At 72.2% G+C, this 20,766-nt stretch carries 24 protein-coding genes and 1 riboswitch; of the genes, 9 read left to right on the top strand and 15 right to left on the bottom strand.

What is annotated here, in order from left to right:
* Positions 1-31 precede the first annotated feature (31 nt).
* Entirely contained in the window at positions 32-475 is a 444-nt protein-coding gene (locus LZ495_RS38545; RefSeq protein WP_235057854.1) for a hypothetical protein, read from the bottom strand.
* Between the two features lie 287 nt (positions 476-762).
* Here LZ495_RS38545 and LZ495_RS38550 point away from each other — a divergent pair, with 287 nt between their 5' ends.
* Together LZ495_RS38550 and LZ495_RS38555 are read left to right on the top strand one after the other, a co-directional pair.
* Positions 763-1,434: an LPXTG cell wall anchor domain-containing protein gene (locus tag LZ495_RS38550; RefSeq protein WP_235057855.1), complete on the top strand. Its 672-nt coding sequence runs from the start codon at positions 763-765 to the stop codon at positions 1,432-1,434.
* 343 nt (positions 1,435-1,777) lie between these two features.
* Positions 1,778-2,185 carry a VOC family protein gene (locus LZ495_RS38555; protein WP_235057856.1) on the top strand — a complete coding sequence of 136 codons (408 nt, stop codon included), beginning with the start codon at positions 1,778-1,780 and terminating at the stop codon, positions 2,183-2,185.
* A gap of 4 nt (positions 2,186-2,189) precedes the next feature.
* On the opposite strand, the gene LZ495_RS38560 is transcribed toward LZ495_RS38555, so the two are convergent.
* Positions 2,190-2,870, bottom strand: a complete 681-nt coding sequence (locus LZ495_RS38560) for a helix-turn-helix domain-containing protein (RefSeq protein WP_235057857.1) — start codon at positions 2,868-2,870, stop codon at positions 2,190-2,192.
* Positions 2,871-2,969: 99 nt separating this feature from the next.
* Between LZ495_RS38560 and LZ495_RS38565 the strand changes: the two genes are divergently transcribed.
* Positions 2,970-3,173, top strand: coding sequence for a YegP family protein (locus LZ495_RS38565; RefSeq protein ID WP_235057858.1), 204 nt, complete (start codon positions 2,970-2,972; stop codon positions 3,171-3,173).
* Positions 3,174-3,230: 57 nt separating this feature from the next.
* Here the strand turns inward: LZ495_RS38565 and LZ495_RS38570 are convergent, their stop codons facing one another.
* The 6 genes from LZ495_RS38570 to LZ495_RS38595 all read right to left on the bottom strand — a co-directional run bounded on the left by LZ495_RS38570 (position 3,231) and on the right by LZ495_RS38595 (position 10,118).
* Positions 3,231-3,683 carry an SRPBCC domain-containing protein gene (locus LZ495_RS38570; protein WP_235057859.1) on the bottom strand — a complete coding sequence of 151 codons (453 nt, stop codon included), beginning with the start codon at positions 3,681-3,683 and terminating at the stop codon, positions 3,231-3,233.
* A gap of 189 nt (positions 3,684-3,872) precedes the next feature.
* On the bottom strand, positions 3,873-5,255 hold the full coding sequence (locus tag LZ495_RS38575; protein ID WP_235057860.1) for an L-serine ammonia-lyase: 1,383 nt from the start codon (positions 5,253-5,255) through the stop codon (positions 3,873-3,875).
* 163 nt (positions 5,256-5,418) lie between these two features.
* A complete protein-coding gene (gene rny, locus LZ495_RS38580; RefSeq protein ID WP_235057861.1) occupies positions 5,419-6,876 on the bottom strand; it encodes a ribonuclease Y in 1,458 nt (485 codons plus the stop codon).
* A 543-nt stretch (positions 6,877-7,419) separates the two neighbouring features.
* Positions 7,420-8,523 (bottom strand): regulatory protein RecX, encoded by a 1,104-nt coding sequence (locus LZ495_RS38585; protein ID WP_372498707.1) that lies wholly within the window; start codon positions 8,521-8,523, stop codon positions 7,420-7,422.
* Positions 8,524-8,542: 19 nt separating this feature from the next.
* The gene (gene recA / locus LZ495_RS38590; protein WP_235057862.1) at positions 8,543-9,592 is read right to left on the bottom strand and encodes a recombinase RecA; all 1,050 of its coding nucleotides are present in this window, start codon (positions 9,590-9,592) and stop codon (positions 8,543-8,545) included.
* Between the two features lie 304 nt (positions 9,593-9,896).
* Positions 9,897-10,118 (bottom strand): hypothetical protein, encoded by a 222-nt coding sequence (locus LZ495_RS38595; protein ID WP_235057863.1) that lies wholly within the window; start codon positions 10,116-10,118, stop codon positions 9,897-9,899.
* A 198-nt stretch (positions 10,119-10,316) separates the two neighbouring features.
* Between LZ495_RS38595 and LZ495_RS38600 the strand changes: the two genes are divergently transcribed.
* On the top strand, positions 10,317-10,928 hold the full coding sequence (locus LZ495_RS38600) for an NADPH-dependent FMN reductase (RefSeq protein ID WP_235057864.1): 612 nt from the start codon (positions 10,317-10,319) through the stop codon (positions 10,926-10,928).
* Between the two features lie 169 nt (positions 10,929-11,097).
* On the opposite strand, the gene npdG is transcribed toward LZ495_RS38600, so the two are convergent.
* The gene (npdG, locus tag LZ495_RS38605; RefSeq protein WP_235057865.1) at positions 11,098-11,790 is read right to left on the bottom strand and encodes an NADPH-dependent F420 reductase; all 693 of its coding nucleotides are present in this window, start codon (positions 11,788-11,790) and stop codon (positions 11,098-11,100) included.
* Between the two features lie 225 nt (positions 11,791-12,015).
* Between npdG and LZ495_RS38610 the strand changes: the two genes are divergently transcribed.
* Positions 12,016-12,621: a YegP family protein gene (locus LZ495_RS38610; RefSeq protein ID WP_235057866.1), complete on the top strand. Its 606-nt coding sequence runs from the start codon at positions 12,016-12,018 to the stop codon at positions 12,619-12,621.
* Between the two features lie 122 nt (positions 12,622-12,743).
* On the opposite strand, the gene LZ495_RS38615 is transcribed toward LZ495_RS38610, so the two are convergent.
* Positions 12,744-13,010, bottom strand: a complete 267-nt coding sequence (locus LZ495_RS38615) for a hypothetical protein (RefSeq protein WP_235057867.1) — start codon at positions 13,008-13,010, stop codon at positions 12,744-12,746.
* A gap of 107 nt (positions 13,011-13,117) precedes the next feature.
* Here LZ495_RS38615 and map point away from each other — a divergent pair, with 107 nt between their 5' ends.
* Both map and LZ495_RS38625 read left to right on the top strand, forming a co-directional pair.
* Positions 13,118-13,966: a type I methionyl aminopeptidase gene (gene map, locus LZ495_RS38620; protein ID WP_235057868.1), complete on the top strand. Its 849-nt coding sequence runs from the start codon at positions 13,118-13,120 to the stop codon at positions 13,964-13,966.
* A 231-nt stretch (positions 13,967-14,197) separates the two neighbouring features.
* The gene (locus tag LZ495_RS38625) at positions 14,198-15,163 is read left to right on the top strand and encodes an SCO2278 family lipoprotein (RefSeq protein WP_235057869.1); all 966 of its coding nucleotides are present in this window, start codon (positions 14,198-14,200) and stop codon (positions 15,161-15,163) included.
* Positions 15,164-15,248: 85 nt separating this feature from the next.
* Here the strand turns inward: LZ495_RS38625 and LZ495_RS38630 are convergent, their stop codons facing one another.
* From LZ495_RS38630 to LZ495_RS38640, 3 genes are all read right to left on the bottom strand, one after another.
* Positions 15,249-15,956 (bottom strand): bifunctional DNA primase/polymerase, encoded by a 708-nt coding sequence (locus LZ495_RS38630; RefSeq protein WP_235057870.1) that lies wholly within the window; start codon positions 15,954-15,956, stop codon positions 15,249-15,251.
* Between the two features lie 321 nt (positions 15,957-16,277).
* A complete protein-coding gene (locus tag LZ495_RS38635; protein WP_235057871.1) occupies positions 16,278-16,520 on the bottom strand; it encodes a chaplin in 243 nt (80 codons plus the stop codon).
* 86 nt (positions 16,521-16,606) lie between these two features.
* Positions 16,607-16,810: a hypothetical protein gene (locus tag LZ495_RS38640; RefSeq protein WP_235057872.1), complete on the bottom strand. Its 204-nt coding sequence runs from the start codon at positions 16,808-16,810 to the stop codon at positions 16,607-16,609.
* Positions 16,811-16,895: 85 nt separating this feature from the next.
* Here LZ495_RS38640 and LZ495_RS44455 point away from each other — a divergent pair, with 85 nt between their 5' ends.
* On the top strand, positions 16,896-17,021 hold the full coding sequence (locus LZ495_RS44455) for a hypothetical protein (RefSeq protein ID WP_268823909.1): 126 nt from the start codon (positions 16,896-16,898) through the stop codon (positions 17,019-17,021).
* 12 nt (positions 17,022-17,033) lie between these two features.
* Here the strand turns inward: LZ495_RS44455 and LZ495_RS38645 are convergent, their stop codons facing one another.
* Positions 17,034-17,399: an avidin-fold protein gene (locus tag LZ495_RS38645; RefSeq protein WP_235057873.1), complete on the bottom strand. Its 366-nt coding sequence runs from the start codon at positions 17,397-17,399 to the stop codon at positions 17,034-17,036.
* A 172-nt stretch (positions 17,400-17,571) separates the two neighbouring features.
* Here LZ495_RS38645 and LZ495_RS38650 point away from each other — a divergent pair, with 172 nt between their 5' ends.
* A complete protein-coding gene (locus tag LZ495_RS38650) occupies positions 17,572-18,684 on the top strand; it encodes a glycerophosphodiester phosphodiesterase (protein ID WP_235057874.1) in 1,113 nt (370 codons plus the stop codon).
* A gap of 166 nt (positions 18,685-18,850) precedes the next feature.
* On the opposite strand, the gene LZ495_RS38655 is transcribed toward LZ495_RS38650, so the two are convergent.
* The gene (locus tag LZ495_RS38655) at positions 18,851-20,125 is read right to left on the bottom strand and encodes a transglycosylase family protein (protein ID WP_308268746.1); all 1,275 of its coding nucleotides are present in this window, start codon (positions 20,123-20,125) and stop codon (positions 18,851-18,853) included.
* A 5-nt stretch (positions 20,126-20,130) separates the two neighbouring features.
* Positions 20,131-20,309, bottom strand: a riboswitch (cyclic di-AMP (ydaO/yuaA leader).
* Positions 20,310-20,766 lie beyond the last annotated feature (457 nt).

The raw sequence follows: 20,766 nt of genomic DNA on the forward strand, positions 1-20,766 counted from the left end.
ACCGCCGGCCGCCGCACCGCCGCCGGGCCGGTCAGGCCCCGTACGACGGGCACAGATGGGTGTTCGCCGCGCGCACGATCGCCTCCGCGTGCGCGGTGCCGACGATGTAGCCGGTGCGCGCGAACTTCTTCTTGGTCTCGGTGATCAGCTTGGCGTGGTTCATGTTCGCCGCGATGGAACGGCAGGTGGTGCGGCCGCGTTCGACCACCCCGTCGACGTCCGAGCCCACGATGCGCGGGTCGACCGCTTCGAGGGCGGCGACGTACTTGGCCCGGGTCTCGGCGTCCGGCAGCGGCGGCAGACCGGAGAGCGAAGGGGCGGGCTGCGGTGCGGACGAGGCCGGCCCGGGCGAGGCGGACCCGGTCCCGGTCGCGCCGGAGGACGGCTTGCCGCCTTCCGCGTCCGCGTCCTGGCAGGCCGCGAGCACGAGGACGACGACCAGGCCGATCCCAGCAATCTGCGCACGGCGTAGCACGGCGAGCCCCCCGACTTGACCTGTGGTGGAGGCACCCTAGCCGAGCACTCGGGCCGGGCGGGAGCGGCTCCGCGAAGAACATGCCGGTTGATCGATTCTTCGGCACCTCCCCCTCTTGCAAAGGTAAGCCTTGCCTAAGTTATGGTGAGCGCCATGCCGCAGCGGCCGCGGTCCGCAAGGACCGGGTCTTTTGCGGCGCTCCGGGCTGCCCGCGCCCGGGTCCGCTGCCGTCCGCGTTCCGCCCCGACGCGCCGCACCCACCTCGCCCCGTACAGGAGTTCGCCGCCATGACGTCCCCGCGCACCCGCACCGTCCTCGGCCTCGCCGCCGCCACGACCGCCGCCGCCGCCCTCACCCTCGGCCTCGCGGGCACCGCCTCGGCGGCCGGCTCGCTGTCCGTCAGCAAGACCACCGGCGTGAAGAGCGGCGACACGCTCACCGTGACCGGCGCCGGCTTCGAGGGCGACAAGAACGTCATGGTCATGTTCTGCGACCTGGGCGCCAAGGGTGCGAGCGGCTGCGACTCGGCCACCATCGCCAACGCCACGCCCAAGGGCGGTGCCTTCACCACGAGCATCAAGGTGAACGCGACGTTCGGCTCGACGGACTGCACCAAGGTGTCCTGCGGCGTGGTCGCGTACGACATGCAGACCCACACGCTGACCGGCCAGACCAAGATCACCTTCGCGGCCGCGGGCGGCGAGAAGCCGTCCGAGAAGCCCGCCACCAAGCCCGCCGCGACCGAGAAGCCGGCCACCAAGCCCGCCACCTCGAAGCCGGCCGCCACCGCGCCCGCCAAGCCGGCCCCGGCCACCACCGCCCCGGCCACGCCCGAACTGGCCAAGACCGGCAGCTCGGACAACACCCCGATGCTGGTCGCCGGCGGTGCCGCGCTGGTCCTCGTGGGCACCGGCGCCGTGGTCGCCACCCGCCGCCGCAAGCAGACCACCGCGGTCTGACCCGGCCCGCACGGCCCCGACCGCCCGCGATCCTGCCTGCCGCGAACCGGCGGGCGGTCGGACAACTCCGGACGCGCCGGGAAGAGCAGCACGCTCTTCCCGGCGCGTCCGTGCGCGCCTGTGGGTATCCGTGCGCATCCGGCGGGATCCGGCCGAGGCCCGGCCGAGGCCCCCCCGCCGGGGCCCCCCCCCCCCCCCCGCCCCCCCCCCCTCCCCCCCCCCCCCCCCCCCCCCCCCGCGTCCGTGCGCGCCTGTGGGTATCCGTGCGCATCCGACGGGATCCGTCCGAGGCACGGCCGATTCGTTCAAGACCCGGCGCGCGCCCGGCGCATAGCCTCGCGGCATGACTGCTCCGACCCCGCCCCGCTTCACGTTCATCGGCATGGCCGTCGACGACATGGCCGCCTCGCTCGCCTTCTACCGGCTGCTCGGCCTCGACATCCCGGCGGACGGCGACACCCGGCCCCACGTCGAGGCACCGCTGCCCGGCGGGCTGCTGCTGGTCTGGGACACCGTCGCCTCGATCCGCACCTTCCACCCCGATTGGGAGGACGCCAAGGGCAGCCGCACCAGCCTGGCCTTCACCTGCGCCGACCCGGCCGCCGTCGACGCCGCCTACGCGGCGCTCACCGCGGCCGGATACGCCGGGCCGCTGGCCCCGTTCGACGCCCCCTGGGGCCAGCGCTACGCCTCCGTGCTCGACCCGGACGGCAACGGCGTCGACCTGCTCGCCGTCCTCCCGGCGGACTGAGCGCTCAGCGCAGCAGCTCCCCCATCGGTACGCCGGCCAGCCCGCGCACCTCGCGCGACAAGTGCGCCTGGTCGGCGTACCCGGCGGTGGCCGCGACCTCCGCCAGCGGCCGCCCGGCGCGGGCCAGTTCGAGTGCGCGCCCGAGCCGCAGCACGCGTCCCAGCGTCTTCGCCCCGTACCCGAACGCGGCCACACTGCGGCGGTACAGCTGCCGGTCGCTCAGCCCCACCTCGTACGCCAGCGCCGCGACCCCGGTGCCGCGCGCCAGCCCCTGCGCGACCAGCCGGGCCACCGGATCCGGTTCGGCCTCCCGCAAGCGCGCCGCCGCGACCTCCTCCAGCAGCCGCCCCGGATCGTCCGCTTCGGCCATCCGCTCGGCCAACTCGGCGGCCCCCGGCCACAGATCCCCCAGCGGCACCCGCCGGTCCCGCAACTCGACGGCCGGCACCCCGAGCACCGCGGGACCGGTCCCGGGCGCGAACCGGATCCCCACGTAGTCCGCACCGCGCTGCCCGGACGCCAGGTGCGCGACGGTGTCCGGACCGGCCACCACCAGCCCGCCGTCCATCCAGATCAGGTCCATGCAGCCGTCCGGCAGCACCCGCGCCGCCCCCGCACCCGCGGGCTCGGCCCGGCGCGACCACACCACCGCACCGGCCACCCGGGACCGCCGTTCCTCGTACATACCCCCAGCTTGCCTGGTCAGCGCCTCGAGATGCCGTCCACCCACGGTCGATCTACGCTGCCAGTACGTCACCATCCACACGCATTCGAGGTGATTTTCGTGACGGGCAAGTTCGAGTGGTTCAACGACAAGGCCGGCAAATGGCGCTGGCACCTGCTGGCGGGCAACGGCCAGATCATCGCCACCAGCCAGGCCTACAAGTCGAAGCAGGCCTGCATGGACGGCATCGAGTCGGTACGCCGGAACGCTCCTGGCGCCCCTGTCGTCGAACACCAGCCCGACCAGGTGCTGACCAGCGCCTGACCGAAGCTCACAAGGGCCGCCCCGCCACGTGCGGGGCGGCCCTTGCGCGTGCCGGGGTCAGCGCGCCGCGTGCGGCTCCAGGACCCGGCGGCGCAGCGCCTGGTTGAGGGCCTCGAAGTCGCCGTTCGTCCCGTCCAGCATCTTCCCGAGGGCCCGCACCAGCAGTCCGCCGAACAACTCGCCGTGCTCCACGCGCGTGTGCGGCCCGTCCGCCCCCGGGATCTCCACCAGCCGGAAGTAGTGCTCGCCGTCGAAGATGCCGCGTACGAACAAGCGTCCGATCCAGCGCAGTTCCACCCCCGGCTCGGCCACCAGCACACGCGGCTTGAACACCATCGGCTTGCCGTTCGCCGGGAACATCTTCAGCCGCAGCCGCGCCCCGACCCGCACCTCGCCCTCGGCTTCGCGGATGAAGGGATTCCACTCCCCGAAGCGGGCGAAGTCGGTGAGGACCGCCCAGACCTGCTCGGGAGCGGCCTCGATCACGACCTGGGTTTCGATCTTGCGCATGTGCGGTGATTCCTTTACCGACGCCACACCACCGCAGCAAACCGCCCGGCAGCCCCGAACGCCCCGCGCCTTTCGGCCGGAACGCGCGGACGGACCGACATCCTGACTGCACGCCGGTTGCGCGTCAACGGTGGTTGCCGACGAGCGCGGCCGCGGTGCCCGGCCCCGGTTCCGCGGCCGGGCGCCGGTTCAGCACTCGATGATGTTCACCGCGAGGCCGCCGCGGGCGGTCTCCTTGTACTTGGTCTTCATGTCGGCGCCGGTCTCCTTCATGGTCTTGATGGCCTTGTCGAGGGAGACGTGGTGCCGGCCGTCGCCGCGGAGCGCCATGCGGGCGGCGGTGACCGCCTTGACCCCGGCCATGCCGTTGCGCTCGATGCACGGGATCTGGACGAGGCCGCCGACCGGGTCGCAGGTCAGGCCGAGGTTGTGCTCGATGCCGATCTCGGCGGCGTTCTCGACCTGTTCGGGAGTGCCGCCGAGGACCTCGGCGAGGCCGCCGGCGGCCATCGCGCAGGCCGAGCCGACCTCGCCCTGGCAGCCGACCTCGGCGCCGGAGATGGAGGCGTTCTCCTTGAACAGCATGCCGACCGCGCCGGCCGCGAGGAGGAAGCGCACCACGCCGTCCTCGTCGGCGCCGGGGACGGCGGCCATGTAGTGGTGCAGGACCGCGGGGATGATGCCAGCGGCGCCGTTGGTGGGGGCGGTCACGACGCGGCCGCCGGCCGCGTTCTCCTCGTTGACGGCCATGGCCCACAGGGTGACCCACTCCATGGCGTGGCTGGCCCGGTCGCCCTCGGCGCGCAGCACCTTGGCGGTGTGCGCGGCGCGGCGCCGGACCTTGAGGCCGCCGGGGAGGATGCCCTCGGTCTTGAGGCCCTGCGCGACGCAGGCCTTCATGACCTCCCAGATCTCCAGGAGTCCGGCGCGCACCTCGGCCTCGCTGCGCCAGGCCTTCTCGTTCTCCAGCATGAGCGCGGAGACGCTCAGGCCGGTCTCCCGGGTCAGCCGCAGCAGTTCGTCGCCGGTGCGGAACGGGTAGCGCAGCACGGTGTCGTCGGGCTTCACGCGGTCCGCGCCGACCGCGTCCTCGTCGACCACGAAGCCGCCGCCGACGGAGTAGTAGGTCTTCTCCAGGACCGGCACGCCCTCGGCGTCGTACGCGCAGACCGTCATGCCGTTGGCGTGGTACGGCAGCGAGCGGCGCCGGTGCAGGACGAGCTGGCCGGACTCGTCGAAGGCGATCTCGTGCGCGTCGCCGACCTCGGCGCCGAGCAGGCGCAGCCGGCGGGTGGTGCGGATCCGCTCCAGGACCGGTTCGACGCCCTGCGGGTCGACGGTGCGCGGCGAGAAGCCCTCCAGGCCGAGCAGCACCGCCTTGGGGGTGCCGTGGCCGTGCCCGGTGGCGCCCAGCGAGCCGAACAGTTCGACGCGCACCGCGGCGGTCTGCGCGAGCAGGCCCTGCGACTTGAGGCGGCGGACGAACATCCGCGCCGCGCGCATCGGACCGACCGTGTGCGAACTCGACGGGCCGATACCTATCGAGAACATGTCGAAGACGCTGATCGCCAACGGAGGTGGCCTTTCGTGGGGTCACGGTCGGTGCGGACGCCCGGCCCCGCTTGTGGCGGAGCCGGGTGGGCTGCGGGCGCTGGGTGCGCGCGTCCTCCCAGGGTAAGCGCAGCGGATGTCCGGCGTGATCAGGGTCACCTCGGAGCGGTCGGCGGGCGTACGGTCAGCGGGCGTACTCGGTGGCCCGGCTCTCGCGTACGACCGTGACCCGGATCTGCCCCGGGTAGGTCAGCTCCGCCTCGACCTGCTTGGCCACATCGCGGGCGATGACGTGCGCCTGGACGTCGTCGACGAGCTCGGGCAGCACCATCACGCGCAGCTCGCGCCCGGCCTGCATGGCGAAGACGCGGTCCACGCCGGGGTGCGCGCGGGCGATCTCCTCCAGCCGGGCGAGCCGCTTGACGTACAGCTCCGGCGCCTCGCGCCGGGCGCCGGGGCGGCCGCCCGAGATGGCGTCGGCGGCCTGGGTGAGCACCGCCTCGACGGACCGCATCTCGACCTCGTCGTGGTGCGCCTCGATGGCGTGCACCACGTCGTCGCACTCGCCGTACCGCCGGGCCAGGTCGGCGCCGATGACCGCGTGGCTGCCCTCGACGTCGTGGCCGAGCGCCTTGCCGACGTCGTGCAGGAGCGCGCAGCGCTTGAGCAGCGGGGCGGGCAGCCGCAGTTCGGCGGCCAGCATGCCGGCCACGTGCGCGGACTCCACCAGGTGCTTGAGGACGTTCTGGCCGTAGGAGGTCCGGAAGCGCAATTTGCCGAGCAGGGCCACGAGTTCGGGGTGCATGTCGGTGATGCCGAGTTCGACGACGGCGTCCTCGCCCGCGCGCCGGCAGCCGCGCTCGACCTCGTGCCGGCAGCGTTCGAACACGTCCTCGATGCGGTGCGGGTGGATGCGGCCGTCCGCGACCAGGGCCTCGAGGGTGAGCCGGCCGATCTCGCGCCGCATCGGGTCGAAGCAGGACAGCAGGACGGCCTCGGGCGTGTCGTCCACGATGAGGTTGACCCCGGTGACCGCCTCGAAGGTCCGGATGTTGCGGCCTTCGCGGCCGATGATGCGGCCCTTCATGTCGTCGTGCGGCAGGTGCAGGACGGACACCACCGACTCCGCGGTCTGCGGGCCGGCGATGCGCTGGATCGCCAGCGCCACGATGCCCCGGGCCCGGGTCTCGGCCTCGCGGCGGGCCTCCGCCTCGATGTCCCGGACGGTACGCGCCGCCTCGCGCTTGGCCTCGTTCTCGATGCCGCGGACCAGTTCGGCCTTGGCCGCCTCGGCGCTCAGTCCGGCGGCGCGTTCCAGCACCGCGCGGCGCTCCTCGGCGACCCCGGCCAGGCGGGTGCGCTCGGCGTCCAGCCGCTCCTCGGCCGCGGTCACGCCGGCGCTGCGCTCGTGCAGCCGGGCCCGGTCCGCGTCGAGGCGCTCCTCGCGCTCGGCGAGGCGCTGCTCGCGGCGCTCCAGTTCGCCGCGGCGGTCGCGCTGCTCGGTCTCGGCGCGCTGTGCGGCCCGGTCCTGTTCGAGCCGCGCGCGGCGCAGCGCGGCGATGCAGGCCACCGCCACCACCGCGGCGGCCAGGGCCGTCGTGACCGGGACGACGGTGCCGGAGTCCAGGGCGACTGTCACCACGGGGCCCACTCCCTCTCTTCGCCGGATCCGCCGCGGGGCGGCGCCAGGGCGTGCGGGTGCAGCGCGAGGAGTGCGTCGCGGGTGTCCGCGCGGGTGGCGCCGGAGCATCGGGAGGCCGGGCAGGGCACCGGTCGCGCGGCCGGCGGGTGGCACAGGGCGGGTGCAGGTGCGGTATGCCGGTGCGGCGTGCGGTGGTCGGGTGTGGTGCCGGATGGACGGCCCTCTCCGGCCACGCCAAATGGCGCGCCGGGACCGCCGGTTCGCGTCGTCCGCGATGATCCCTCGCTGATTGCCAAGCTAGGTCCAGGTCACGGAACGGTCAAGCAACCGGACCAGAACTCCCTTGTATCCGCCCCGGAGTTGCGCATTTCGCCCCCGGGCGGGCGCAGCTTCCCCTTTCGGGCGCGAAGTTGCCGCGATCGGCAGGCGATAGCCCGCCGCGCAGCGACACGCGCGAGGAGGCCCGGGGGGCTCGGGGATTGGGAGCGTTCGGGAGTGCCGCCTGGCCCGGAGCGTCCCCCGACACACCCTGCCGGCGGACGGTCAGACGAGGGGGTCGTAGCGCCAGCCGTCGTCGTCCGGGCCTGCGGCGCCGAACTCGTCGTCATCGTCGGGGTGGTCCGCCTCGTCGGCGTCCAGCGCCTCGCGGACGACGCGCAGGGCGAGGCCCTCGCCGTAGCCCTTGCGGGCCAGCATGCCCGCGAGCCGGCGCATGCGGGCCTGCCGGTCCAGGCGCCGGGTGGCCGGCAGCCGGCGGGCCACGAGGGCGCGGGCGGTGGCCAGTTCCTGTTCCGGGTCGAGGCGTTCGACCGCCTCGTCGACCAGCGACGCATCGACGCCGCGCTGCCGCAGCTCGCGGGCCAGCGCGCGGCGCGCCAGGCCGCGGCCCTGGTGCCGGGTGTCCACCCACGCGGCCGCGAAGGCCGCATCGTCGATCAGCTTGACCTCGGTGAAGCGCCCCAGCACGTGGTCGGCGACGTCGTCGGGCACGCCGCGCTTCTTGAGCGCGTCGGCCAACTGCGCCCGGGTACGCGGCTGCCCGGTGAGCTGCCGCAGGCAGATGGCCCGTGCGGCGGCCTCCGGATCGGCGTCCGGGTCGATCTGCGCGGGTCCGGTACGGCGCTCCCGGCGTCGCGGAGCGCCCTCGTCGCCGCCTTCGCCGTCCGTCCCCTCGGCTCCCCCGCCGCGGCCCTTGCGGCCGCCGCGGCGTCCCCGGCGGCCGGAGCGTCCCGCGCCGGCCTCGGCATCGGCGCCGAAGAGGCGTCCGCCGCCGAACCCGCCGGCGGACTCCGGCTCCTCGGCGGCATCCGCGCCGTCGGCAGGGCCTGCCGCATGGCCGGCCGGCCGTGCGTCCTGCGCGGCGGGGTCCGGCTTCGGGCCCCCGCCCCGGGCGGACACCGGGCGGCTGCGGCGGCGCTGCTCCTCGGACCACTCCTTCACGGCGTCGGCGGCCCCCGAGCCGCCCTCCAACGCCATGCCGAGCAGCGCGCGGGCGCGCTGCTGCTCCTCGGGAGTGACCTTGCCGGCCCAGGTGTCGTTCCAGTCCGGATCCGCCCCGCCGGGGGCCGGGCGGTCTCCCCCGGCCCCTTCGTCCGGTCCGTTCGGTTCGCCGGGTTGCGGCCCGGTCGACGCCCCGGACCCGGTCACTGCCGCGGACACTGTGCCGTCAGGCCTCTTCCGCGGCGGGCGCGGGCTCGGTCACGTCGGCATCCACCCGCGGGCCCACGCCGAGCTTCTCCTTGATCTTCTTCTCGATCTCGTCGGCGAGGTCCGGGTTGTCCTTGAGGAAGTTGCGGGCGTTCTCCTTGCCCTGCCCCAGCTGGTCGCCCTCGTACGTGTACCAGGCCCCGGACTTGCGGATGAAGCCCTGCTCGACGCCCATGTCGATGAGCCCGCCCTCGCGGCTGATGCCCACGCCGTACAGGATGTCGAACTCGGCCTGCTTGAACGGCGCGGCCATCTTGTTCTTGACGACCTTGACGCGGGTGCGGTTGCCGACCGCCTCGGTGCCGTCCTTGAGCGTCTCGATGCGGCGGATGTCCAGGCGCACCGACGAGTAGAACTTCAGCGCGCGGCCACCGGTCGTGGTCTCCGGCGAGCCGAACATGACGCCGATCTTCTCGCGCAGCTGGTTGATGAAGATCGCGGTGGTCTTGGTCTGGTTCAGCGCACCGGCGACCTTGCGCAGCGCCTGGCTCATCAGGCGGGCCTGCAGACCGACGTGCGAGTCGCCCATCTCGCCCTCGATCTCGGCGCGGGGCACGAGGGCCGCGACGGAGTCGATGACGATGATGTCGATGGCGCCGGAGCGGATGAGCATGTCGGCGATCTCGAGGGCCTGCTCACCGGTGTCGGGCTGCGAGACCAGCAGCGCGTCGGTGTCGACGCCCAGCTTCTTCGCGTACTCCGGGTCGAGGGCGTGCTCGGCGTCGACGATCGCGGCGACGCCGCCGGCCCGCTGGGCGTTGGCGATCGCGTGCAGCGCGATGGTCGTCTTGCCGGAGGACTCCGGGCCGTAGACCTCGACGATGCGGCCGCGCGGGAGGCCGCCGATGCCGAGCGCGACGTCGAGCGCGATCGCACCGGTGGGGATGATCTCGACAGGGGCGCGCGCGTCATCGCCGAGGCGCATGACGGAGCCCTTGCCGAACTGGCGCTCAATCTGGGCGAGGGCGGCGTCCAGCGCCTTCTCGCGGTCCTGTCCTGCTCCTGCCATCGCTGCTGCCGCCCTGTCGGGTCGTGGTGTGCGCTTCATTGTCCAGACGCTAACCCGTCGCACCGACATCGCGGGACGCGCCTCGCACACCTGTGGATAACTCAGCCGCCCCAGCGTAGGCGAACTTTTGTTCGAATACGACTTCGACACACGCCCAAGGCCGGAAAATCAGGCGAAAGAGGCGAACGCCAGGGGGCGGCCACGGCGCGCGGCACCGGCGCACAGCGGGCCCTGGAGGAGATTTCACTCCGACCCGAAGCAGCGGAGCACCGGGGATCCGGGGCCGCCGGACAGGCGGCGTACGTCAGGCGGTCCGGCCCGCGCGCGCCCGGCCGACCCGGGCCCGGCGCTGGTGGTACCACGCGATGTTGCCGTCGACCGCGGCCAGCAGCAGGAAGGGGACGCCGAGCCAGCTGCCGTTGGCGAACGCCACGACCGCGGCGGCCAGGGCCAGGACGCAGACGATGCCGGCCAGGACGACGATGCGCGGCGTGCGGGCGGGCGCGGGGCTGGGCGTGGCGGACATCAGGGCGGCTCCCGGGAGGGCGGCGGTGGACGCCCCATTGTCCCCGACCGCCTCCGGGCGGAATAAACCGAGGCGCGCGGAACCTGATGACACGGGACACCGGCCCCGCACGCCGGAATCCCACCCGAAAGTTGAATTCACAACAACACCCGGGTACGTTGTTCAATGTTCAACCACAAGGCCTATGGAGGTCCTGCCATGTCCCGCGTCCTCGCCATCTCCGGCTCGATCCGCACCGAGTCCTTCAACACCGCGCTGCTCAACGCCTTCGGCTCGCTCGCCCCCGAGGGCATGTCGATCGAGGTCTTCAAGGGCATCGACGAGCTCCCGCACTTCAACCAGGACCTCGAAGGCGACGTGCCGGCCTCGGTGACGCGCCTGCGCGAGGCGGTCCAGGCCGCCGACGCCGTGATCATCTCCACCCCGGAGTACAACCGCGCCATCCCGGGCGTACTGAAGAACGCGCTCGACTGGGCCTCGCGCCCGTACGGCCAGTCCTCCTGGCAGGGCAAGCCGGTCGCCGCGCTCTCCGCCTCCCCGGGCGCCCAGGGCGGCGTCCGTGCCCTGGAGGAGCTCACCGGCCAGCTGCAGAACCTGTCGGCGTACCTCGTGCGCGGCCCCGAGATCGCGATCCCCGAGGTGCACACCCGCCTCGGCGCCGACGCGGACGCCCGGGCCACGCTGACCGACCCGGCCACCGCGGGCATGGTCAAGTACCTGCTCGAGGCGCTGCAGGTCGCGATCGACACCAAGGCCGGCGAGAACCACGTCAAGGCGCTCGGCGCCTGGGCCGCGTCGCTGAACGGCTGACCGGGACGCACCCCGCCGGACGGCGGGACGACGCACGCCGCAGCGGCAGTTGAACACCTGCGGCGGCGAACAGCAGGGCGCAGGACAGCAGGAGGGCCCCGCACCATTCGGTGCGGGGCCCTCCTGCTGTCCGTTCTGCGTCCCGCTGCCTGCGGTCGCCGCGGCGGGGTCAGACGTCGGTGATGCGGACGCCCGCGTGCGCCTTGTAGCGGCGGTTCACCGAGATGAGGTTGGCGGTGAGCGCCTCGACCTGCCCGGCGTTGCGCAGGCGGCCCGCGAACACGCCGCGCATGCCCGGGATCCGGCCGGCCAGCGCCTGCACCACGTCGGTGGCGGCGCGCTCGTCGCCGAGCACCATGATGTCGGTGTCCAGCGACTCGACGTTGGGGTCGAGCAGCAGCACCGCGGAGACGTGGTGGAAGGCCGCGGTGACCCGCGCCTCGGGCAGGACCGCGGCAGCCTGCTGCGCCGCGCTGCCTTCTTCGACGGGCAGCGAGTACGCGCCCTGCTTGTCGAAGCCCATCGGGTTCACGCAGTCCACGACGATCTTGCCGGCCAGCTGCTCGCGCAGCGAGACCAGAAGTTCCTTGTGGCCGTCCCACGGCACCGCGACGATCACGACGTCGCTCTCGGCCGCGCAGGTCGCATTGTCGGTGCCGCGCACTCCTGCACCCAGCTCCGCGGCGGCGGACTCGGCGCGGTCCGCGCTGCGCGAACCGATGATCACTTTCTGGCCCGCGACGGCGAGCCGGTACGCGAGGCCGCGGCCCTGCTCACCGGTACCGCCGAGGACGCCGACGACGAGGCTGCCGACGTCCGGCAGGTCGCGCGGGTCGCGCTGAGCGTTGGAGGGGGTAGTCATGGCGCGATCCTGCCAGCGGGGTCTTCAAGAGGCACGGGGCAGCACCCAGATGCAGCCGACGTCACAGCTCATTTCACCGCCAAAAGTCGCCATTCGGAGTATTTCGGACCTTTGACACTTCGCACAAAAGGCTCGAAATATGTGACAACCGACACAATTCGTGCTTCTTTGATACGGAAATCGTTCGGCGACGGGCCGGACATGTCCCGAACACGGGAGGCACCGATGCCGGCGAAGTTCGTTCTCAGCAAGGGGCGTACAGGCAAGTACGGCTTTGTCCTGGAGGCGGCGAACGGCACCACACTCGCCAAGTCCCTGTCGTACGCCACCAAGCGCGAGGCGCTCGCCGCACTGCGCTCGGTGCAGCGCAGCGGCGCCACCGACAAGGTGGACGACCAGACAGACGCCGCCGCGGCCCCCAAGAAGGCCGCGGCCAAGAAGACCGCTGCCAAGAAGACCGCGGCGAAGAAGACGACCGCGAAGAAGACGGCCGCCAAGAAGACCGTCGCCAAGAAGGCCGCCCCGAAGAAGGCGGTCACCGCGAAGAAGACCGCAGCCAAGAGCACCGCGAAGAAGACGGCCGCGAAGAAGGCCACGGCGAAGAAGTCCGTGGCAAAGAAGGCAGTTGCCAAGAAGACGGCGACGAAGAAGACCACTGCGGCGAGGCCCGCCGCGAAGAAGACCGCGGCCAAGAAGACCGTCGCCAAGAAGGCGGTCACGAAGAAGGCGGCGACCACGGCACCGGCGCGCAAGTCCGCTGCCAAGAAGGCGCCGGCCACCAAGAAGGCGGCCCGCAAGACCGCCACGCGCCGTCCGGCCGCGAAGAAGTAGGCAGCAGAAGAAGGACCGATTGTCCGGCCCGTCGTGCCCCGTACCGCCACTGCTGCGGTCCGGGGCACGACTGCGTCATGGCGTCGCCGTGACGTCGGCGCGGTGGTGTCGGCGCGGCAGCGTCAGCGCGGCGGCGTACCGCCGTCCGGGTCGGCTTGGCCCCCGGCGCCCGCACCGCCGCCGCTGCGGTCGTTCCAGTCCGGGTCGTTCTCCCACGTCTGGTTCCGCTCGCGCGCGATCTCCAGGGCGTGTTCCGCCTCGGTGCGGCTCTCGTACGGGCCGAGGCGGTCCAGGGCCCGGCACTCCGGCCCTTCCTCGACCTTGTTGTGCCGGACGCAGTAGAACCACTCGCCCTCACGGCCCTTGGGCCGGCGCCACAGCCTGAACATCGCGGGCTCCCTTCGGTGGAACGCGGGCGGCACGGACACGGCCCGGCGCCCGGCCCGGCCGTTCGCGGGTGATGATGCCCGGGCCGCGCTGGCTACACTCGCAGGTTATGGCGACTCTCGTTCCCGGCAAGGCCACCCCGATCCGCACCGTCCCCGCCGACATCCCCCGGCCGGAGTACGTGGGGAAGGAAGCGCCGACCCCGTACCAGGGCCCGGACGTGCAGAGCGCCGAGACCATCGAGAAGATGCGCATCGCGGGCCGGATCGCGGCCGGGTCGATGGCCGAGGCGGCCAAGCACGTCGCGCCCGGCGTGACCACCGACGAGTTGGACCGCATCGCGCACGAGTACATCCTCGACCACGGCGCCTACCCGTCCTGCCTGGGCTACCGCGGCTTCCCCAAGACCGTGTGCACCTCGATCAACGAGGTCATCTGCCACGGCATCCCGGACAGCACGCGGCTGAACGACGGCGACATCGTCAACATCGACGTGACCGTCTTCATCGGCGGCGTGCACGGCGACACCGACGCGACCTACCTGGTCGGCGACGTCGACGAGGAGTCGCGGCTGCTCGTGGAGCGCACCCAGGAGGCGCTGAACCGCGGCATCAAGGCGGCGCGCGCGGGCCGCCAGATCAATGTCATCGGGCGCGTCATCGAGTCGTACGCCAAGCGCTTCGGCTACGGCGTGGTCCGGGACTTCACCGGGCACGGCATCAACTCGTCGTTCCACTCCGGCCTGATCATCCCGCACTACGACGACCCGCGGGCGGTCACCGTGATGGAGCCGGGCATGACGTTCACCATCGAGCCGATGCTGACGCTGGGCACCCACGACTACGACATGTGGGACGACGGCTGGACCGTGGTCACCAAGGACCGCAAGCGCACCGCGCAGTTCGAGCACACGATCGTGATCACCGACTCGGGTGCGGAGATCCTGACGCTGCCGTAGCGCGCGGCCCGGCCCCGGTACGGCCGCAGCACAGGTGCAGCAGAGGTGCAGCAGAGGTGCAGCAGAGGTGCAGCACAGCCGCAGCGCCGTCGCAGCGAGGGCTTCGGGAGTCGGCCGCCCGCAGCGGGGCCGCGCACAGTAGGGTTTCGCGCGTCCCCGCAGTGTCCCGCGGCCGTCGCCGGCGGGCCGCCCCGGAAGGCTCCCATGGCCCTCGCAGGTACCCCCCGTCGTTTGTCCGCCCGGCAGTTCGCCACGGCGGCGACCGCGCTCGCCCTGGCCGCCGCCGCGACCGGCTGCATGACGGTGGACGGCGAGAAAGCCCGGGTGCCGGGCCTGAGCAAGAGCGAAGCGGCGCAAGTGCTGGTCGACTTCGACGCCCGCAACAACCAGGTGTGGGCCACCCGGGACGCCGAGTTGAACGCGCTGAACGAGACCGGGTCCTTCGGCGCCATCGACACCGCCGCGCTGCGCATCAAGAACTTCACCGACCCGCGGCAGACCAAGCCGTCGGTGCCGTTCACGCACGACAAGCCGCAGTTCTGGATACCCAGGCCGGTCGGCTGGCCGAAGTGGTTCGCGGTGCAGAACACCCCCTCGTACACGAACGCCCGCACGATGCTGCTGGTGTTCACCAAGGAGAACCCGGACGCCCCCTGGAAGGCCGCCTGGGGGCCGTCGCTGCGGCCCGGCGAGTCGTTCCCGGAGCCGCACCGCGACGCCAAGGGGTACGTGACGGCGGTGCCGCTCGACGAGGCCGGCCTGGTGGCCGCGCCGAAGGACACCGCGGGCGTACTGACCGGCTACCTCGCGGACGGCAAGGCGTCGGCCGACCTGCTGACGCCCTCGGCGATCACCCAGGAGCTGCGCAAGCCGCGCGAGGAGCCCGTGCAGGACGGCTTCGTCCGGCAGTTCGTGGACGCGCCCGCAACGCAGTTCCCGCCCCTGGCGATCCGCACCAAGGACGGCGGCGCACTGGTGCTGCTGACCGCCACCCACAGCATGAAGCTGACCGTTCAGCCGCCCAACACGCTGGGCGAGGTCGAGGCGCACCAGCAGGCATTCCTCAGCCGCAAGCCCGAGCGCTCGGTGACCGAGCACCGGCTCGCGGAGTACGCGGTGGTCGTGCCGAAGGCCGGGCAGGGCCGCATCAAGGTGGTCGCGAGCGCTTCCGGGGTCATCGGCGCGGACGGCGAGTGACGCGGGGACGCGTCACATCCCCTCGCGTCCCCTCCTGCCCGCCACCTTCCCCCGCGCCCCCTCGTGTCCCCGGTCGCGGCCCCGCTCACATCCCCATGAGCCAGCGCGTGTCGGCAGCGACCGCGCCGACCGTGTCGCAGGCGTCGGTCAGCACGTCGAGGACGCGCAGCGGGTCGGGCAGCGGGGTCTCGGGCCCGCGGATCCAGCGCACGCTACTGCCGGACGGATGCCGGGACGGCGGCAGCAGCACGTAGCTGCCGCGGCAGTGCCAGCGCAGGCCGGGGTGTTCGTCGAGGGTCTCGGGGTGGCAGTCCAGCTCGCACGGCCACCACTCGTCCTCGTCGACGGGGGTGCCGCGGGTGGCGGTGAAGAAGAGGTACCGGTCCGGGCCGCACGCGGCGACCGGTCCGACCTCGTCGCCGAGTGCGGCCAAGGCCAGTTCGCCGGCTTCCGCGGGGACGTCGAGGACGTCGTGCGCGATGCCGGTGGCGGTCACGAAGTTGGCGTCCGGGTCCCGCTCCAGCCAGCGGGTCACCTGGGCGGTGTCGGTGGTGGCCTGGGTCTGCCAGGCGAACGAGACCGGGTGCATGCCGGGCGAGGGGCAGCCCACCCGGTCGCACGAGCAGCCGTATTCCAGCGGGTGGGCGGCCGGGCATACCGGCCAGCCGAGGCTTACCGCGTCCAGGAGTTGGCCGGCGCGGCGGTCGGCGCCCGTGTCCGGCTCCTCGCGCTGCACGCGGCGCAGCCAGCCGGCCACGCGGGCCCGCTTGCCGATGCGGTCCGTACGGTCCATGGCACCCCTTCTTCCGCCTGCTGACCATGATCTCCGGGCGTGTAGCGTCACCGTGCACAACGCGGAAGAACGCCGAAGGCAATCCCCATCATCGCGGTTCGGCGGGTGCGGTGACCGCCGCGGGTTCCGAGGTGACCGGAAAGCGACCGTGGCGCCACATCCGGTCATCGCAATTGGCCGAACCGGTACGGAAAGTGTCCGGGGTCGGCCCGCGAAACGCGAGCGGCCCCGCCGCCGGCGGACCGGGGCGGGGCGCTCGTCGCAACCGACTGCGGCCAAGGAGGGCAGACCGCGTTCGGCAGAACAGGCGGATCGGGGAGATCAGCCGGCGTTCATGCAGGTGTTGCCGAAGGCCGGGTTCAGCGCGGCGATGACGTCCACGCTGTTGCCGCACACGTTGACCGGGACGTGCACGCCGAGCTGGCCGACGTTGCCGGACGCGACGCCCGGGGAGCCGACCGCGGCGCCGTCCGCCTCGGTGCTGGCGTGGGCCGCGCCGGCGCCCGCAGCGACGACACCGCCGGCGACGGCCGCGAGGACGGCCGCCTTCTTGATGTTGTTCACAGTTCCTCCACGTAATGCTGCCGATCGGGTTCGGCTGCATGGTCAACGAGAGACCTTGTGAAGGGATACGCGTCAGTTGTCCGAATTCACCCATTCATCCGAGAGAGGGCCATCACCTCGGCAGTGGGGTCGTTGTCGGTGGTGTTGCCTGCCTTGACCATGAAGCAGACCAGGCAGTACTTCGACCAGGGCTTGCCCGGCCGGTACTCCCCGTTGTACTTCCACGCGTGCGGCACGTCGTCGTGGCAGCGGAACGGCCATGCGCTCCGCCATCCGTTGTCATCGTCCACGGGTGTACTCCAGCGGCCGTGAGGGGTCCTACACTCACCGTAACGGCCGTTGGGGCGGACGGAGGACCTTCTGATGGAGTGCGGCGTGTGCAGGGGCCGGAAAGGCTATTACCGGATCATCACCGAAGTCCGGGACGGCAAGGTGGTCGAGCGGCGCGAGTGGGTCGACTGCTCGACCTGCCGCGGCACCGGCGAGGGCCCGGGCGGCTGATCCGCCCTGGCGTCACCGGCCGTTCGGGTCCGGTGCGCCGTCCGCGAGCTCCTCGACCGCGCTGGTGCCCTGGCCCGGGCGCGACTCCCATTCCCAGGTCTCGTCCAGGAGCAGCCGCCCGTCCGGGAGTTCGCTGATCCGCGTGACGCAATGCCCGGCCGACGTCACGCCGGCCCGGTTCAACTGCACGTAGCGGAAGTCGAGCGTGTCGCCGTCGCGCGTGCCGACCAGGTGCCCGCGCAGGATGTCGCCGCCCGCGTAGTCCGCCCACACCACGCCGTCCGCCTCGCGGTAGCGGAAGCGGGTCGACGCGTCGACCTCGCCCTGGTCGGGCCGGGCGCGCGGGGCGAATATCCGCCCGTCGAGTGTGGGTGCCATGCCGGGAGGCTACCCGGCGGCGGACCGCGAGTTGCCGCGGGATTCATCCGGTGGACGCCTGGGCCGTACGCCGGTGTTGCCGTACGCCGGTTGACTCGGGGCAATTTCCCGCAGCCCCCCGCGGCTTCCCGCGCTTCCGCGCCCGCCCGCGCCGGCACAACTGGAGACGGTCTTGCGACGAGTCATTTCGGCCCTCGGGCTGGCAGGCGCCCTGCTGGCCACCGCTGTTGCGGTGCCCGCGTCCGCACACGAGGACGACCGGCAGGAGCGCGTGCCCCGCGCCGACAAGGTGCTGGTCATCGGGCACCGCGGGGCCAGCGGCTACCGGCCCGAACATACCCTGGAGGCCTACCGGCTGGCGATCCGCATGGGCGCGGACTACATCGAGCCGGACCTCGTCGCCACCAAGGACGGCGTCCTGGTGGCCCGGCACGAGAACGAGATCTCCGGGACCACCGACGTCGCGGTGCGCACCGAGTTCGGCGGCCGCAAGGCGACCAAGACGATCGACGGCGTGCCGGTGACCGGCTGGTTCACCGAGGACTTCACGCTGGCCGAGCTCAAGACGCTGCGCGCCAAGGAGCGGCTGCCGCAGGTCCGGCCGACCAACACGGCCTTCGACGGCAAGTTCCAGGTACCGACGCTGCAGGAGGTCGTCGACCTGGCCCGCGCGGAGGGCCGCCGCCTCGGGCGGACGATCGGCATCTACCCGGAGACCAAGCACCCCACGTACTTCCAGTCGATCGGGCTGCCGCTCGAAGAGCCGCTCGTGGACCTCCTGCGCCGCAACCGGCTCACCGGCCGCAAGGCGCCGGTGATCATCCAGTCGTTCGAGACCGCGAACCTGCGCAAGCTCGACAAGATGACGGACGTGAAGCTCGCGCAGCTGCTGTCCGACGCAGGGCGCCCGTACGACTTCACGGTGGCCGGCGACCCGCGCACGTACGCGGACCTGACGCGGCGCGAGAACCTCAAGTGGATCGGCACGTACGCGGACGGCGTGGGCGTCACCAAGAACCTCGTGGTGCCGCGCGACGCCGCCGGGCGTCTGCTCGCCCCGACCGCGCTGGTGGCCGATGCGCACCGGGCCGGACTGGTGGTGCACGCCTGGACGTTCCGGGCGGAGAACCAGTTCCTGCCCGCCGATTTCCGGATCGGGTCGGACCCGAACGCGCGCGGCGACATCACCGCGGAGTACGAGCTCTTCTACGGGCTGGGCGTGGACGGCGTGTTCGCCGACCACCCGGACACCGCGGTGGCGGCCCGCAGCGCGGCGTCCGGCTGAGCCCTGCCCTGGGTGTTCGAAGGAGTTCGAAGAAGCAAGACCGCGGAAACGCGGCGAAGGCGTACGGCCGGGACGATGTCCCGGCCGTACGCCTTCGTGCTGCCGAACTGCCTATCCGTGGGTCAGCCCCACAACGGACCCGCGGAGCGGTGTCTCAGTCTGCGGCTCAGACGTTGACGCCGTGGGCGCGCAGGTAGGTCAGCGGGTTGATCGCCGAGCCGTAGTTCGGGGTGGTGCGGATCTCGAAGTGCAGGTGCGGGCCGGTCGAGTTGCCGGTGGAGCCGACCAGGCCGACCTGGGTGCCGGCGGAGACCTTCTGGCCCACCGAGACCGAGATCTTGGACATGTGGCCGTACTGGCTGTACTTGCCGTCCGCGTGCTTGATGACGACCTCGTTGCCGTACGCGCCGCCCCAGCCCGCGGAGACCACGGTGCCGGACGCGACCGCGCTCACCTTGGTGCCGGCCGAAGCGCGGAAGTCCTCACCGGTGTGGCCGTTGGACCACATCGAGCCCGAGCGGCCGTAGCTGCCGCTCGCGGCACCGGGGACCGGGCGGGTGTAGCCGGACGACGCGGTCGACGACTCGGTGTCGGCGCTCTTCGCCTGCGAGGCGGTCTCGGTCTTGGCGGACGCCTGCGACTTGGCCTTGGTGTCGGCCTTCGCGGAGGACTTCGCCTGCGACTTGGCCGGCGCGTCCTCGGTCAGCTTGGCGCCGGTCTGCGCGGTCGAGCCGCTCGCGGTGCCGGTCTGGCCGCCGAGCGCCAGCTTCTGGCCGACGTAGATCAGGTCCGGGTTGCCGCCGACGACGCCGCGGTTCAGGTCGTACAGCTTCTCCCAGCCGCCGTCGACGCCCTGCGCCTCGGCGATCTTGGAGAGGGTGTCGCCGAGCACGACGTCGTACGTCGCGGCGGCGGTGTTCTGCGTGGTCTTCGGCGCGGCCTTGGTCTCGGCCTTCGCCTCGTTCTTCGGCGCGTCGGCGGTCAGCTTCGAGCTCTTCGACTCGGTCTTCGCCTGCGACTTGGTCTCGGCCTTGGCGGTCGAGCCGGTGTTCAGCGACGGGGCGCCGCTGTTCTTGGTCAGACCGGCCTTCACCGAGCACACCGGCCAGGCGCCGGGGCCCTGGCCCGCCAGCACCTTCTCGGCGATCGCGATCTGCTGGTCCTTGGTCGCCAGGTCGGCACGCTGGGCGTACTGGCCGCCACCGAACGCGTTCCAGGTGCTCTGCGTGAACTGCAGGCCGCCGTAGAAGCCGTTGCCGGTGTTGATGGACCAGTTGCCGGTGCTCTCGCACTGGGCGACCTTGTCCCAGGTGCTCACCGACGCGGCAGAGGCGCTGGGAGCAAAGGCGACGAGGGGGGTGACGATCGCGGCGCCGGTGACACCGGCGGCGACGGCGATGCGGGACTTGGTGCTCAGGTTCTTGCGGGTTTCGGACAGCACGAGGCGGTTCCTCTCCTACGCCTGCGAGGTGAGCTGTCGGATTCGGGCTGGAGTTGCCCGGCCGTACCGCGAAATCCCTCGTGAGAGGGCTTCGGGCACGGCTTCACCCCAAGCCGTACCGGTCGAGACCGGTCCGGCGTACTACACCTGGTTCCCCCGCTTCTGCCGTGGTCGCTTCTCAGCTGTCCCGTCCCGACCGGCGGCAGAACTAGGCGTTCCGGTGGGAGGGGCCGGTGTGGGCACCGACGTCCAGAAAGGTAGACAGATCAACCTTTGGAGATCAAACCCGATGATCGGGGAATATTTCTCATCAACTGGCGAACCGGGAATATCGTGACACCCCGTGGCCGCTCCCCTGCACCGCGCCACCGAATTCCTACTGCGCGTGGCACTGCCACCGCACCGCGCACAAACGCATGACGCCGAGTCGCGCCGGCGTCATGCAGCGTCCACTTGGCAAAGGAATCGCAAAGTACTCGGATTTTTCCGTTTTGTCCGGGTTAAGCGCGTCCCGAGTCGGGCATAACGCCCACTTGTCTGCCTCCAGGCGACCTCCCGGACGGCTCGCACCCGAAGGTCGGTGCGGTCAGGCCGCTCCCTGTCCCTATATACGTGCGCAGGCCGCCCGCTCCGTGCGGGCG

The sequence above is a fragment of the Yinghuangia soli genome (assembly GCF_021502675.1).
In the GTDB taxonomy this organism is placed as follows: domain Bacteria; phylum Actinomycetota; class Actinomycetes; order Streptomycetales; family Streptomycetaceae; genus Yinghuangia; species Yinghuangia soli.